This window comes from Nocardiopsis valliformis DSM 45023 (assembly GCF_000340985.1).
Classification (GTDB): Bacteria; Actinomycetota; Actinomycetes; order Streptosporangiales; family Streptosporangiaceae; genus Nocardiopsis; species Nocardiopsis exhalans.
In genome coordinates, this window is sequence record NZ_ANAZ01000013.1 from 200,249 (window position 1) to 214,731 (window position 14,483).

11 protein-coding genes are annotated in these 14,483 nt (G+C 70.8%); 1 reads left to right on the top strand and 10 read right to left on the bottom strand.

Going from position 1 to position 14,483, the window contains the following annotated elements:
* Positions 1-47 precede the first annotated feature (47 nt).
* A complete protein-coding gene (locus tag D457_RS0114670) occupies positions 48-2,099 on the top strand; it encodes a beta-galactosidase (RefSeq protein WP_017581423.1) in 2,052 nt (683 codons plus the stop codon).
* Here the strand turns inward: D457_RS0114670 and D457_RS0114675 are convergent.
* The 10 genes from D457_RS0114675 to D457_RS0114720 form a co-directional block, all read right to left on the bottom strand.
* Positions 2,089-4,056, bottom strand: coding sequence for a glycoside hydrolase family 31 protein (locus tag D457_RS0114675; protein WP_017581424.1), 1,968 nt, complete (start codon positions 4,054-4,056; stop codon positions 2,089-2,091). The genes D457_RS0114670 and D457_RS0114675 overlap by 11 nt on opposite strands.
* A 126-nt stretch (positions 4,057-4,182) precedes the next feature.
* Positions 4,183-5,166, bottom strand: a complete 984-nt coding sequence (locus tag D457_RS0114680) for a LacI family DNA-binding transcriptional regulator (RefSeq protein ID WP_017581425.1) — start codon at positions 5,164-5,166, stop codon at positions 4,183-4,185.
* Between the two features lie 239 nt (positions 5,167-5,405).
* Complete coding sequence (locus D457_RS0114685; protein ID WP_017581426.1) at positions 5,406-6,077, bottom strand: hypothetical protein; 672 nt, start codon at positions 6,075-6,077, stop codon at positions 5,406-5,408.
* A 67-nt stretch (positions 6,078-6,144) separates the two neighbouring features.
* Positions 6,145-6,714, bottom strand: coding sequence for a hypothetical protein (locus D457_RS0114690; protein WP_017581427.1), 570 nt, complete (start codon positions 6,712-6,714; stop codon positions 6,145-6,147).
* Between the two features lie 316 nt (positions 6,715-7,030).
* Positions 7,031-7,402: an STAS domain-containing protein gene (locus tag D457_RS0114695; protein WP_026116664.1), complete on the bottom strand. Its 372-nt coding sequence runs from the start codon at positions 7,400-7,402 to the stop codon at positions 7,031-7,033.
* A gap of 309 nt (positions 7,403-7,711) precedes the next feature.
* Positions 7,712-8,776: a methylmalonyl Co-A mutase-associated GTPase MeaB gene (meaB, locus tag D457_RS0114700; protein WP_017581429.1), complete on the bottom strand. Its 1,065-nt coding sequence runs from the start codon at positions 8,774-8,776 to the stop codon at positions 7,712-7,714.
* Positions 8,773-11,034, bottom strand: a complete 2,262-nt coding sequence (scpA, locus tag D457_RS0114705; protein WP_017581430.1) for a methylmalonyl-CoA mutase — start codon at positions 11,032-11,034, stop codon at positions 8,773-8,775. Before scpA ends, meaB begins: the two co-directional genes overlap by 4 nt.
* A complete protein-coding gene (locus D457_RS0114710) occupies positions 11,031-12,998 on the bottom strand; it encodes a methylmalonyl-CoA mutase family protein (protein ID WP_017581431.1) in 1,968 nt (655 codons plus the stop codon). The genes scpA and D457_RS0114710 overlap by 4 nt, the downstream gene beginning before the upstream one ends.
* A gap of 352 nt (positions 12,999-13,350) precedes the next feature.
* Positions 13,351-13,944, bottom strand: a complete 594-nt coding sequence (locus tag D457_RS0114715; protein WP_017581432.1) for a hypothetical protein — start codon at positions 13,942-13,944, stop codon at positions 13,351-13,353.
* A gap of 132 nt (positions 13,945-14,076) precedes the next feature.
* Positions 14,077-14,478: a hypothetical protein gene (locus D457_RS0114720; RefSeq protein ID WP_017581433.1), complete on the bottom strand. Its 402-nt coding sequence runs from the start codon at positions 14,476-14,478 to the stop codon at positions 14,077-14,079.
* Positions 14,479-14,483: the final 5 nt, after the last annotated feature.

The window sequence follows — 14,483 nt, forward strand, 5'->3', positions numbered from 1 at the left end:
GGGCATCCTTAGCGGGTCGTGTCAGTGGATTCGAGGGAGCGTGTGCCATGTCCGTCCTGTGGTTCGGCGGAGACCACAACCCCGAGCAGTGGCCCGAGGACGTACGCGTCCAGGACACCGAACTGATGCGCCGGGCCGGGGTGAACCTGGTGACGGTCGGGGTCTTCTCCTGGGCGCTGCTGGAGCCCCGCGAGGGGGAGTTCGACTTCGGTTGGCTGGACCGCGAACTGGACCGGCTCGACGAGGCCGGAGTGGGCGTCTGCCTGGCCACCCCCACCGCGTCCCCGCCGCCGTGGTTCGGGGCGGCCCATCCCGACGCGATGCCGGTCACCGCCCAAGGCGTACGCCTCACCCACGGCAGCCGGGACACCTACGACGTGACCGCACCCGCCTACCGGGCGGCCTGCGAGCGGATCGTCCGCGCCCTCGCCGAGAGGTACTCCGCGCATCCGGCACTGCGGCTGTGGCACGTGCACAACGAGTACGGCACCTGGTCGCACTCCGCCCACGCCGACCGTGCGTTCCGGCAGTGGCTCCGCAGGCGGCACGGAGACCTGACGGCCCTGAACGAGGCCTGGACGACCGCCTTCTGGAGCCAGCACTACTCGGACTGGGAACACGTCCAGACCCCGCGCGCGACCCAGTACCTGGCCAACCCGGCCCACGTCCTGGACTTCCGGCGGTTCCTGTCCGACGCGATGCTCGACCACTACCTGGCGCAGCGCTCGGTGCTCAAGGCGGCGAACCCGGCCGTGCCGGTCACCACCAACTGGGCCTTCGGCGGCTGGGTCCCGGTCGACCCGTGGAAGTGGGCCGAACACGTGGACCTGGTGGCCGTGGACGACTACCCGTCCGCTCCGGGCGCCGGGGCGGCGGCCCAGACCGCCTTCGCCGCCGACCTCGCCCGTTCCTACGCCGCACGCGTCCCCGGCGGCGGCCGTCCCTGGCTGCTGGCGGAGCAGGCCGCGGGGGTCGTGTACACACCCGGGCGGACCGTCGCCAAGGCACCCGGAGAAATCGTCCGGCACAGCCTGTCCCACGTGGCACGGGGATCCCGGGGCGCCATGTTCTTCCAGTGGCGGGCCTCCCGGGGCGGGTCCGAACAGTGGCACTCGGGGATGGTGCCGCACGCCGGGCCCGACTCGCGGATCTTCCGCGAGGTCTGCGAACTCGGCACCGCGCTGTCCCGGATCTCCGAGGTGGCGGACGCCCCGGTCCAAGCCGACGCGGCGATCACCTGGGACCCGGAGTCCTGGTGGGCGATGGGGGCCGCTTCCCTGCCCGACTCGGGCCTGGACTACCTGGAAGCGGTGCGGCAGGTCCACCGGGTGCTGTGGCGGTCGGGCCGCACCACGGACTTCGTCCGCCCCGACCGGCCGCTGCCCGAGCTGCCGCTGCTGGTCGTGCCCTCGCTCTACCTGCTGTCCGACCGGGCGAGCGAGCACCTGACGGACTACGTGGAGGGAGGCGGGACCCTCGTGGTGACCCCGTTCAGCGACATCGCCGACCCCCGGGGCACCGTGCGGACCGGCGGTTACCCGGGCGCGCTGCGCGAGCTGCTCGGCGTCCGGGTGGAGGAGCTGCGCCCCGCCCCGGACACGGAGCTGTTCGACACCGGCCTCGGCCCGGTCCGGGGCTGGACCGAGGCGGTCCGGCTGACCGGGGCGGAGGCGGTGGCCGTCCACCGGTCCGGCCCCTTCCCGGGGGAACCCGTCCTGACCCGCAACCGCCGGGGCTCGGGAACCGCCTGGTACCTGTCCGTCCGGTTGGACGACACGGCGCTGGGCGCCCTGCTCGCCGGGATCGGTCCGCAGGGCGCCGGGCCGGACGCCACCGCCGATGACCTGCGGCCCGCGCCCGGCCCCGAGGGGGGACCGGGCGCGGGGGAACCGGGTGCGGGCGTCGAGGTGGTGCGGCGCGCCGATGGAGACCTCGCCTGGATCTTCGTGCTCAACCACACCGAAACCCCCTTCCGGGTCGACTCCGCCCCGTGGGGGCTCGCCCCCGGCGCCGTGGACCTGCTGACCGGTTCAGTGGCCGCGGACCTGACGGTGCCGGGCGGCGGTTCGGCGGTCCTGCGCGGCCGACTCAGCCCTTGATCGGGAGTTCGGTCCCCTCGCGCAGCAGCACGGGCACCCGCTCCAGCGGCGCGTCGATCGTGATCACCGTGCCGCCCGGGTGGGTCCGCCCCGTCCACGGGTCGGTCCAGGAGGCGCCTTCCGGCAGGTAGACGTCCCTGGTCCGCGCCCCGTACTCGGTCACCGGGGCGACCAGGACGTCCGGCCCCAGCAGGAACTGGTCCCCCTCGCGCCAGGCGTTCGCGTCCTCGGGGAAGTCGACGAACACCGGGCGCATCGGCGGCAGCCCGCTCTCGTGGGCGACGCGCATCTGGTCCATCACGTAGGGGCGGAGCCGCTCGCGCAGGAACAGCAGTTCGCGCAGGATCCCGTAGACCTCCTCCCCGTAGGACCACACCTCGTTGGGGCCGCCGGACATCTCCGGGTAGAGGTCGTGCGTGAACGGCTCCCGGTACCCGTGGAGCCGGAACAGCGGGCAGAAGACCCCGTACTGGAACCAGCGGACCATCAGTTCCCGGTACTCGGGAGACTCCTGGTCCCCGCCGTGGAACCCTCCGATGTCCGTGGTCCACCAGGGCAGGCCGGACATGGCGACGTTGAGCCCGGCACGGACCTGGGTGCGCAGCGAGTCGAAGGTGGGTGCGATGTCCCCCGACCACAGGGCGGCGCCGTACCGCTGGCTCCCCGCCCAGGCCGAACGGCACAGGGTGATCACCTCCCGCTCACCCGCCGCCAGCATCCCCTCGTGGAAGGCGCGGGCGTGTTCGAGCGGGTAGATGTTGCCCACCTCGGTGCCGGGCCCGGCGTGGTACCGGAGGTTCTCCGGGTGGCCCGGCTTGAGTTCGGGTTCGCAGGCGTCGAGCCACCAGACCCGGATCCCCAGGGAGTGGTAGTTGCGGCGGACGCGCTCCCACAGGTACTCGCGGGCGTCCGGGTTGGTGGGGTCGTAGAAGGAGACCTGCACCTGGGAGTCCACGCCCTTGTCGGCCCAGTCCGCGTGTACCGGGGGTCCCTGTTCGGTGGCCACCAGGTAGCCGTTCGACAGCATCTCGGCGTGGTTCTCGCTCAGCGGGCTCACCGAAGGCCACACCGACACCATGAGTTCCACTCCCATCTCGCGGAGCTCGTCCACCATGGCCTCGGGGTCGGGCCACTCCCGGGGGTCGAACTTCCAGTCGCCCAGGTGGGTCCAGTGGAAGAAGTCGCTGACGATCACCGACAGCGGCAGGCCGCGCCGCCGGTACTCGCGGGCCACCGCCATCAGCTCGTCCTGGGTGCGGTAGCGCAGCTTGGACTGCCAGAAGCCGGAGGCGAACCCGGGCAGCATCGGGGGGTGTCCGGTGGCGTCGGCGTAACGGGCCAGGATGTCGGCGGGGCCCTCACCCGTGGTGACCCAGTAGTCGATCTGGCGGGCGCTGTCGCTCACCCACCGGGTTCCGTTGTCGGCGAGTTCGACCCTGCCGGTGGCCGGGCTGTTCCAGAGCATCCCGTAGCCGCGCGAGGAGACCAGGAAGGGCACGCTGACCTCGGCGTTGCGCTGAACGAGGTCGATGACCGCGCCCTTCTGGTCGAACAGTCCGTGGGTGTGCTGGCCCAGCCCGTGGATGCGTTCGTCCTCGTGGGCCCGGAAGCGCTGTTCGATCCGGTAGTAGCCGTTGCCGGTGGAGGTGTAGACGCGGGGGCCGGGCCACCAGAAGTGGGCGCGCTCCTCGGCGAGCAGTTCCACGCCGTCGCGGGTGAAGCGGAGCTGACCGTCACCGCTCGCCTCCAGGGTGAGGGAGCCGCTGACCAGGACCGCGGTGTCGCCGAGGCTGACCCTCGCCTCTCCCGGAGGTGGGCTGTCCAGGGCACCGGGCAGGTCCTCTCGGATGTTGGACAGTGCGGCGCGGACGCGGATGCCGTCGGAGCCCCACGCCTGGGCGCGTAGGACCTGGTGGCTGCCGCGCCACTCGAAGCCGTTCTCGATCTCGGTGAACACGGGGTGTCCTTCTGTTAGGGGGTGGGTGGGAAGGTATACGGGGGATTGTCGAAGCGCTTCGACGATGGGTATCGGGGCGGTCCGGTGCGGGATGGTTCGGTTCGGGACCGGGTCGAGGGGCGGGTCTCAGGCCCGGGGGGAGACGCTGCCCCGTTCAGTCAGCCGGGGCTCCAGCAGAGTGACCCCGGGCTCGCCGAGGCCGTCGATCTTGTCCACGAGCAGGCCGACGGCACGGCCGCCGAGCTCCTCGGCGGGCAGGTCCACCGAGGTCAGAGGCCGGGGAGCGAGCGGCGAGGGGCCGATCACCAGGGCGGACAGTTCCGGGGTGCTCCGGCCGTGCTCGGCGAAGGCGTCCAGCAACGGGCCGACCGAGGGCTCGTTGTGCACGATGACACCCGTGAGCTCCGGGCGCTCGCGCTGGAGGCCGTCCGCGACGCGGTCGGCGCTTTCGGGGGTGCAGGGGTGGCTGGTGGCTCGGACGCCGCGGCGCGCCGCGGCGGATTCGAATCCGGCGAGGGTCCGCTCGGCGAAGCCGGTGCGCCGCTCGTACACCGAGGGCGGCTGGCCGACGAAGGCGATGTCGGTGTGTCCCCGATCGGCCAGGTGGTCCACACACAGCGCGCCCGCAGCGGCGAAGTCGAGGTCTATACAGGTCAGGCCGGCGGTGTCCTCGGGAACCCCGATGAGCACGGAGGGCAGGCCGAGGGAGCGCAGGACCGGTACGCGCGCGTCGTCGGCCTCAACGTCCATGACGATGATGCCGTCCACCATGGCACTGCCCGCGACCCGGCGCAGGCCGTCCGGACCCTCCCCCTGGGTAAGCAGCAGGACGTCGTGGTCGTGGGTGCGGGCGGCGGTGACGACGGAGACCGCGAAGCGCATGGCGACGGGGACGTGGACGTCGTCGCGCAGGGGGACGACCAGGGCGATGACGTTGCTGCGACGGCTGGCCAGGGAGCGCGCTCCGGCGTGGGGCTGGTATCCGAGTGCTTCGATGCTCTCCCGGACCCGGCGCGTGGTCGACTCCGAGATCGACCGCTTCCCGCTGAGGACGTAGGAGACCGTGCTCGGTGAGACCCCGGCGTGCCGGGCCACATCGGAGATCCGCACCGCACTGCCCCGTCCGTTGTCGAATCGATTCGATGGAATGTTACGCATCCGACCACCTGGGCGCAATGCCTACTGGAGCAGCACCCCGGGAGGAACTCCGCCCCGAGACTACTGGGCCCCGCCAGACCGTCGATACCGGCCGCCTGGCTTCCTCCCCGCGCCCTGAGCCGCAAGGCTGGCTCCCGGATCGGTGATCCGCTCCGGAGGTGGCGCACCAGCCCCCGGAGACTGGGGGCCGGTCAGCTCTCCTGGGGATGCCCCTCCTGTTCGGCCTCGTCCCGGCGGGCGTCGTAGGCCTCGGCGAAGTCACGGGCGCGCTGGCGGTACCGCTTGACCCAGGACCTGAGGAAAAGCATGTAGACCAGGAACAGCAGGGTCAACGACACGGCGAGCCAGAAGTCGGCGCCCGGACCGACGGCCAGGTAGGTGACCGTCGTAATGAAGGCGAAGCCCAGCAGTCCGAACAGGCTGACGACGGTGATGGCCTGGGGCGAGTTGATCTTGGCTTCGGCCTGGGCAGCGACCAAACGAGCAGCCCGGTTGACTTCCTGCCGCTCGTGCAGGCCCCCTCGGCGCAGCTGGCGTTTGGCCTCCAGCAGGTCCACCGGGTCGGTGTCCGGGGGCAGGACCGACCCGCCCAGCATTCGGCGCACGGACCACGGCATCAACAGGATGATCACAGCACCAACGACCACCACGGGCACGGCCGCGACGCGAAGAAACAGCAGCATCTGCGGCCAGTCCTCGGGCCGACCCACGAAGAGGACCGCAGGCGGGAGCAGCAGCAGGAGGATGAGGACGGCCCTGACGGCGTAGGCGCGCGGGTTGTTCTGCGCGTAGATCTGCACCTGGCCGAACAGGGCCCTGGGATGTCGGCGAGCGGACCGGAGGTATGTCGTGTGCTCGTTCATGCCACACACCTACCCGTAAAATCCGTTACCAGTCCGAGACCATTGCTCTGCCGTCCCCTTGCCTGCCTCAGGATCTCTCGGGGCCCTTCGGTCTGTCTTCCTCGCCTCTGGCGGTGTAGGCCGCCGCGAAGGCGCGGGTCCGACGTCTTTGCCGAGCCTCGATGGGCAGACCCACAGCCGTACCCACCAGCATCAACACCCCCGCCGCCAGTCCGAGGACCGCCATCCAGTGCCAGCCGCCGTGGTCCCCGTACCGGCTCCAGGCGTAGACCAGGTTCATCACGCCGACGAGGGTGAAGAGCACCGCGTACATCCACAGCGGCATCTCCTGTCCGCGGGCCTGGGAGGCCAGGGCTCTGGCGATCCGGTCCACCTCCGGCCTGCCCGAAAGCTCGCCGGACCGGAGCGCTCTTCTGGCGGCGCGCACGTCGGCGGGGTCGGTCTCGGCGGGGATCACGCGCCCGCCCACCGAATTGTTCAGGAGGGCGAGGAGCGTGACCACGAAGAGCGGTGCGCCCAGTGCCGCGCCGAGGAAGGCGAGGACGAGCAGCAGGTACAGGGGCTGGTCGTCGAAGGCGAGGAAGAGGCCGAGGGCCATGGCCAGGAACAGGAGCAGGCCGAAGGCCGCCCCCGCCACGCGTACCGCGCGGCGGGGGTTGTTCTGGAAGCGGATCTGCTGGCGGATCAGGGCGTCGGAGAGGCGGCGGGAGGTCCGGGGGGTACGGCTCTGTGTGTCGATGCCCCCGATTATTACCGAAACGGGCGGCCCGCATCCGGTTGTCCACAGGGGGATCCGCGGGCTGGCCTCCTTCGGAGGACCCGCTCCGGCGGACCGTACCCCGGGCAGAGCTCAGAGCGCGCCCGGGGCGGGGCGCGGGATCGGGGGACGTCCGTGGCTGTTGTGGTCCCGGGAGGGGCTCACCGAACCCGGGAGTGGATGCTTCGTGTGGCGGTCAGCCGGCCTGGCGCTTGGCTTCCAGAGCCTCCATCGCCGCGACGGCGGTGGCGACGGTCTGGTGGACCGGAACCTGGCGGTGCAGACCGACCATACGGACGATCTTGGTAACGCGCTCGTTCAGGTGCGCCAGTGACAGCGAACCGTTCCGCTCACGGATGGTCCGATAGGCGCTGATGATGACGTTCAGCCCGCTGGAGTCCATGAACTCCAGGGCGGACAGGTCCAGGATCAGCCACGGACCGTGGTCATCGATCGCGGCCCTGATGTGTTCCTGGAGGTCGGCGGCGGTCGCGATGTCGAGTTCTCCCTCGATCGCGACGATGACGCTGCGGCTCTCGAACCGCGTGCTCAGCCCAAGCCTGTGCACGTTCACTCCTCCCGGCCCCACGTTCAGATGCTGAGGGGTCCCTCGCTTAACCATACGCAGCCCGGCCGGGAACGACTACCGGACCCGGCTCCACTCCCACAGAGCCGGTCCGGTGAGGGGAAACACTTGCGCGCCCGAGCGGTCTGGTAAGTCGTTGGACACACACGGTATAAGCGAACCGCTCCCACGGGAATGCCATCAGGCAAGAAATTTTCGCCTCATGGGCGAGAACCCCCTCTGGCCAGGGCGGAATCACCCGTTTACCGTAGGTTATTTCACGACATGAACCCCGGTGCGGTCCGTTGTGTCTCAGGTGTCCTCGCCGTCACCTTCGGCCCGCTCAGGTCGATTCCGTCCGCCCTGAACTCCATCACTCTGGGTGAAGGACTCCAACAAAGTACGCGCCGCGAGGGTGGCCGTGGTGTCACCCGAACGCACCTGCGACTCCATCCTCGGGATGAGTCCGGCCACACCGCGGTCCCGTAGGAACGTGTCCATGAGCTGGTCACGGACCTGGTCCCACATCCAGCTCACCCCCTGGGAACTGCGCCGTTCGGCGAGGGCGCCGTCGCGCTCCAGCACCCGGCGGTGTTCGAGCACGGTCTCCCACACCTCGTCCAGGCCGTCACCGGTCAGGCCGCTACACGTCAGCACCGGCGGCCGCCACTCGGGGTGGACCGGCTGGAGCAGCCGCAGGGCGCGCGAGAGCTCCCGGGCGGCCTTGCGGGCGTCGTCGGCGTGCGGGCCGTCGGCCTTGTTCACCGCGACCACGTCCACCAGTTCCAGCACACCCTTCTTGATGCCCTGGAGCTGGTCGCCGGTGCGGGCCAGCGTGAGGAACAGGAAGCAGTCGACCATTGCGGCGACGGTGACCTCGGACTGGCCGACCCCCACCGTTTCCACCAGGACCACGTCGAACCCGGCCGCCTCCATGAGCAGCATGGTCTCCCGGGTCGCCCGGGCCACCCCGCCCAGGGTGCCCGCCGTGGGCGAGGGCCGGATGAACGCGTTCGGATCCACCGCGAGGTCGGCCATGCGCGTCTTGTCGCCGAGGATGCTGCCGCCGGTGCGGGTCGAGGACGGGTCCACCGCGAGCACGGCGACCCGGTGCCCCTGGGAGGTGAGCCGGGTGCCGAGCGCGTCGATGAAGGTCGACTTGCCCACACCGGGCACGCCGGTGATCCCGACTCGCTGCGCCTTGCCGGTGTGCGGGAGCAGGCGCACCAGGAGTTCCTGGGCGGCCCGCGCGTGGTCCGGGCGGCGTGACTCCACCAGGGTGATCGCCCTGGCCAGGGTCGGCCGGTGGCCGGACAGGACCCCTTCGGTCAGGGCGTCCACGTCCACCGGACGCCTCCCGCGCACCGCCACGGTCACTCTCCTTCCAGTCCGGTTCCCGCCGCCGGGTCCAGCCGTTCCTCCAGTTGGTCAAGCAGGTCGATCGCGGCCTCGGCGATCACCGTGCCGGGCGGGAAGATGGCGGCCGCCCCGGCCTGGCGGAGCTCCTCGAAGTCGCCCGGCGGGATGACCCCGCCCACCACGATCATGATGTCCTCGCGGTCGAGCTCGGCCAGCTCCGCGCGCAGCGCGGGCACCAGGGTGAGGTGCCCGGCGGCCAGCGAGGACACCCCGACCACGTGCACGTCGGCCTCGACAGCCTGGGTGGCGACCTCAGTCGGGGTCTGGAACAGCGGGCCCACATCGACGTCGAACCCGAGGTCGGCGAAGGCCGTGGCGATGACCTTCTGGCCCCGGTCGTGGCCGTCCTGGCCCATCTTCGCCACGAGGATACGGGGGCGGCGGCCCTCGGCCTCGGCGAAGTCGTCGACCCGGGCGGTCACCCGGTCCATCAGGTGGGCCGCGTCGGCGCTCCCGGCCACCTCGTCCTTGTACACACCCGCAATCGTACGGATCTGGCCGGAGTGGCGGTTGAACACCTTCTCCATCGCGTCGGAGATCTCACCGACCGTCGCCTTGGCCCGGGCCGCGTTCACGGCGGCGGCCAGCAGGTTGTTGGTGAGGTTCTCGTCGGCCTTCGACTCGCGCCCGGCTGCCTCGGTGAGGGCGTCCAGGGCGGCCCGCACCTCGTCGCCGTCGCGCTCCTCGCGCAGACGGCGGAGCTTGTCCAGCTGCTCGGTGCGGACCTTGGAGTTGTCGACCTTGAGCACGTCGATCTCGTCGGGGGTGTCCGGCCGGTACTTGTTGACGCCGATCACCGGCTGACGGCCCGAGTCGATGCGCGCCTGGGTGCGGGCGGCCGCCTCCTCGATGCGCATCTTGGGCAGTCCGGCGTCGATCGCGGCGGCCATGCCCCCGGCCTTCTCGACCTCCTGGATGTGCGCCCACGCCTTGGCGGCCAGCTGCTGGGTGAGGCTCTCCACGTAGTAGCTGCCGCCCCAGGGGTCGACCACGCGGGTGGTGCCGGACTCCTGCTGGAGGAGCAGCTGGGTGTTGCGGGCGATGCGCGCGGAGAAGTCCGTGGGCAGGGCCAGTGCCTCGTCCAGGGCGTTGGTGTGCAGCGACTGGGTGTGCCCCTGGGTCGCGGCCATGGCCTCCACGCAGGTGCGCCCGACGTTGTTGAACACGTCCTGCGCGGTCAGCGACCAGCCGGAGGTCTGGGAGTGGGTGCGCAGGCTCAGCGACTTGTCCTTGGCGGCGCCCAGGTCCTTGACCAGGCGCGCCCACAGCAGGCGGGCGGCGCGCAGCTTGGCGACCTCCATGAAGAAGTTCATCCCGATCGCCCAGAAGAACGACAGCCGGGGCGCGAACACGTCCACGTCCAGTCCGGACTTTTGACCTGCGCGAATGTACTCCACACCGTCGGCAAGGGTGTAGGCCAGCTCCAGGTCGGCCGTGGCCCCGGCCTCCTGCATGTGGTAGCCGGAGATGGAGATGGAGTTGAACCGCGGCATCCGCTGCGAGGTGTAGGCGAAGATGTCGGAGATGATCCGCATCGACGGCTGCGGCGGGTAGATGTAGGTGTTGCGGACCATGAACTCCTTGAGGATGTCGTTCTGGATGGTCCCCGACAGCTTCTCGGGGGAGACACCCTGTTCCTCGGCGGCGACGATGTACAGCGCGAGGATGGGCAGCACCGCGCCGTTCATGGTCATGGACACGCTCATCTTGTCCAGCGGGATGCCGTCGAACAGCTGGCGCATGTCGTAGATGGAGTCGATGGCCACGCCCGCCATGCCCACGTCGCCCGCCACCCGGGGGTGGTCGGAGTCGTAGCCGCGGTGGGTCGCCAGGTCGAAGGCGACCGAGAGGCCCTTCTGACCGGCGGCGAGGTTGCGGCGGTAGAAGGCGTTGGACTCCTCGGCGGTGGAGAAGCCCGCGTACTGGCGGATGGTCCACGGCTGGTTGACGTACATGGTCGGGTAGGGCCCGCGCAGGTAGGGCGGGATGCCCGGCAGCCCGTCCACGAAGTCCAGTCCCGCGCGGTCGGCCGGCGTGTAGAGCGGCTTGACCCCGATGCCCTCGGGGGTCTCCCATTCCAGTGCGTCGGCGGCCTTGCCCGTGCTGTCCTCCAGGGCGCGCTGCCAGTCGGCCTCGCTCTGACCGCCCTGCGCATCCTGGTCGGTGCCGGTGAAGGCGGGCGGTTGGGGTGCGACGTCGGAGAAGTCGGGGATCATGCTCTCGCCCCCTGGGTGGTGTCGGGCCCGGTGGAGTCGGGTCGGGCGGAGTCGGTCGTGGTGGCCGGGGGATCGGTGAGGATCACGTCGACCAGATCGGTGAGCAGGGCGACGGCGTCGCAGCCCTTGTGGGCGAAGGAGTCCACCCCGGCCTCCCGGTAGGCGTCGCGGGGCGCCCCGGCCAGGAGGACACGGCGGGCGCCGACCCCCCTGAGCGCGCGGGCGACCGCCTCGGCGTGTTCGGCGTAGACCTTGTCCGAGGAGCAGATCACCGCGACCCGGCTGCCGGAGGCGGTAAAGGCGGTCGCCGCGGCCTGGGCGTCACCGAGCGGGCCAGGGTTGTCGACCGCGATCCCGCCCGCGGCGAGGAGGTTCGTGGCGAAGGAAGCCCGTGCGGTGTGGGCGGCCACCGGTCCCAGAGTGGCCAGGAAGGCGGTGGGACGCCGACCGGTGGCGGCGGTGTGGGCGTCGGACCGGTCGCGCAGGGACTCGTAGTCCTGGGCGTAGCGGCGGACCGGGAAACCGCCCTTGACCTGCGCGGGGTAGGCGGGATCCGGTTCGCGGACGAGGGGCTTCTCGTGCGGGTCCGGGAACTCGCTGACCCCGGTGAGCGGGGCGGTGCGGCGGGCCAGGTCGTGGCGGCGCCGCTCCCAGAGCCGGTCCACGGCGGTACGGAGTTCGCCGTGTTCGATGGCGGCGGCGATGCCTCCGGCCCGCTCCAGTTCCTGGAAGAAGACCCATCCGGCGGTGTAGAGGTCGCGGGTGAGGGCCTCGACGTAGAAGGAGCCCCCTGCCGGGTCGATGACCTGGGCCAGGTGGGACTCCTCGATGAGGAGCGACTGGGTGTTGCGGGCGATCCGGCGGGCGAAGTCGTCGGGCAGGCCCACCGCGGAGTCGAAGGGCGCGACGGTGACCGCGTCGGCGCCGCCCACCCCGGCGGCGAAGCAGGCCACGGTGGTGCGGAGCATGTTCACGTGCGGGTCGCGGCGGGTGAGCATGGCGTCCGAGGTGGTGGCGTGCAGGCTCATGCCGCGCTGGTCGGCGGGCAGGCCGCAGGCCTGGAGTACCTGGTTCCACATGGCGCGGACGGCGCGGAGCTTGGCGATGACGGAGAACTGGTCGGCGTTGGCGGCCAGCCGGAACTCGATCCGGCGGGCGGCGTCAGCCAACTCCAGTCCGGCTGCGGTGAGGGCGCGCAGGTAAGCGGTTCCGGCGGCGATCGCGGAGCCGATCTCCTGGGCCTCGGAACCGCCCGCGTTGTGCACGAGGGTGCCGTCGGCGATGAACAGGCCCAGCCCGGGGTAGCGGGCGGCGTGTTCGGCGGCGAAGTCGGCGGGGCCGCTCAGGTCGGGGCATTCCCCGGCTAGGGCGGCCGTGCTGAGGGGGTCAAGGCCCAGGTGAGAGATGACCCGGCCGTCGGGGACGTCGGCGTCGGCGTGCGCCTGGAGCAGGGCGGTGGCGGCGGCCAGGGCGTCCGGTCCGGGTGCGGCGAGCACCACGGGGGCGAGGTCGAGGTAGACGTCGGCGAGGGCCTCGGCAAGCCGGTCGACCGGAACCCCCCTCTCCCCCACGGCCACCCACAGCGAGCTCACGCCGTTCATGAGGTCGTTGTGCATGCGGCGGCGGAGTTCGTCGGGGTCGGCATCGGTGTGCCGGGCGCGGATGTCCCAGCCCCCGGCCACTCCCCCGCCCGGACGGTAGCCGCGGGTGAAGGGCGCCAGACCCGGATAGCCGGGGTCGGCGGCGGGCGGCTCACAGGTGTAGAGGGGTTCGATGTCGAAGCCGTCGTGACTGCGGGTGGCCAGCACGGACTCGGGGGTGTCGGCGAGCCGGTCCTCGGCGACACCGCTCTTGCGCAGCACCCCGGCGACGAGTTCGCGCCACCGCTCACGTGTGGCCGCCGGGAAGCCTTCGGCCAGGTTGGGGGCCGCGGTACCGGCGGCCCCGCTCTCAGGGACGTCCATACTCCGAGATGGTAGAGAACCGCTTTCGACTCCGACCAGCCGGGGTGTGGCGTCGGGCACAGGATCGCACCCCGCCGATGTGAACTGCGGTTTCGCCAGGCCGTTCACACGGGCGACGCCATCCACGAATGATGGAGGCGCCCTTCCGGTGGCAGAGCCGGGAGAAGAGCGATGAGACCTCCGATTGGGAGGTCGGCAACTCCCACGGTACGGATCCTTCACTCCTTCACGTCCTACCGGGCCTGAGAGGCGCTGAGGGCCGCCGGTCCGGGAGCACGGCCCGGGCCGACAGCCCTCGGTTCTGCTTCCGGCGGACGCTGGCCCGCACCGGACCCGCACCGGACATCGGAGGTCAGGCGCGCTCGGCGCGCTCGATCTTGTCCAGGTGCTTGTACTTGACCGCCTCACGGGGGAACGGGATCCGGAGGGTGTCGGGGTGCATGCCCCCGTCCAGGAAGGCCTGGATGACCTCGTCCGCGTGCTTGGTGCGCGCGGTGACGTACTTGCCGTCGCGAGTCACGATCTCCACTCCCTCACCGGACGCGCTGACCAGGTTGTACCGGCTGATCCGCATGGCCATCCGGCCGGGGAACCGGGCCCGGCCGATGTAACCGACCGCTCCGACAGGGATCTTGACCCTCCGGTATCCGGCCATGATCTCCATGACGGAGGAGCGCAGCGAGTAGCTGACCCCCACCAGCATCTTGAGCCCGAAGAAGAGGAACAGGCTCACGAGGATGACGAAGATCGCCGCCCACCAGGGCGCGTTCTCGTCCACGAAGACCGTGATCATGCCGCCGATGAAGAGGCCCGCGACGATCAGCCAGGTGATGACCTGCGCGATGGGGTGGACGACGGTGAAGGAGTCGTACCGCACGTCCTGGGGCGCCTGCGGCCCGGGCGAGGCGGGGGTCTCCGGCTGGGGACCGGAACCGGGGGAGCTCATAGCTTTTTCCTTGCATTAGTGGGCAAACCAGGAAAAAACTACCAGCCCGGGTAGCCACTCCAACACGGAGCGCCACCTGCACCTCTGCGCCTCTATACCTCGCGCCTCTATACCTCTGCGCCTCCGCACCTCTCAGCCGCAGTTGGTGCCGTTGCGCACGACCCACTCGTCGCCGATCACACCGCCCCAGTCCACGCACTGTCCCGCGGCCTCCAGGTGGACCGGACCGGCGTACATGGTCCAGTTGCCCGGGTCCCGCGTCCAGGAGGTGGAGTTGCTCCGTTTGAGCACCGCGTCCATGTTCATCGCGGCCCCGGCGTTGGAGCGGACGACCACCACGCAGTTCTTCCCGTTGGAGTTGTTGTAGGTGAGGTAGATGGTGCCACCGGTGATGGAGGCGCTGTTGACCACGTTGTAACCGTCGCCGCAGACCCCGTTGTAGGGCGCGGCCGCCGCTGGCGCGGGGTTGACCAGGAGCGCGGTCAGGGTGAGGGCGAGCCCGCAGGAGATCCAGCGGGCGAGGGACTTCGGCACTTCTC

Bases quoted from the DNA above. Each gene is read 5' to 3' on its own strand.
- D457_RS0114670 (WP_017581423.1), top strand. From the start codon at position 48: ATGTCCGTCCTGTGGTTCGGCGGAGACCACAACCCCGAGCAGTGGCCC.
- D457_RS0114685 (WP_017581426.1), bottom strand. From the start codon at position 6,077: ATGAACGAGCACACGACATACCTCCGGTCCGCTCGCCGACATCCCAGG.
- scpA (WP_017581430.1), bottom strand. From the start codon at position 11,034: ATGATCCCCGACTTCTCCGACGTCGCACCCCAACCGCCCGCCTTCACC.
- D457_RS0114710 (WP_017581431.1), bottom strand. From the start codon at position 12,998: ATGGACGTCCCTGAGAGCGGGGCCGCCGGTACCGCGGCCCCCAACCTG.
- D457_RS0114715 (WP_017581432.1), bottom strand. From the start codon at position 13,944: ATGAGCTCCCCCGGTTCCGGTCCCCAGCCGGAGACCCCCGCCTCGCCC.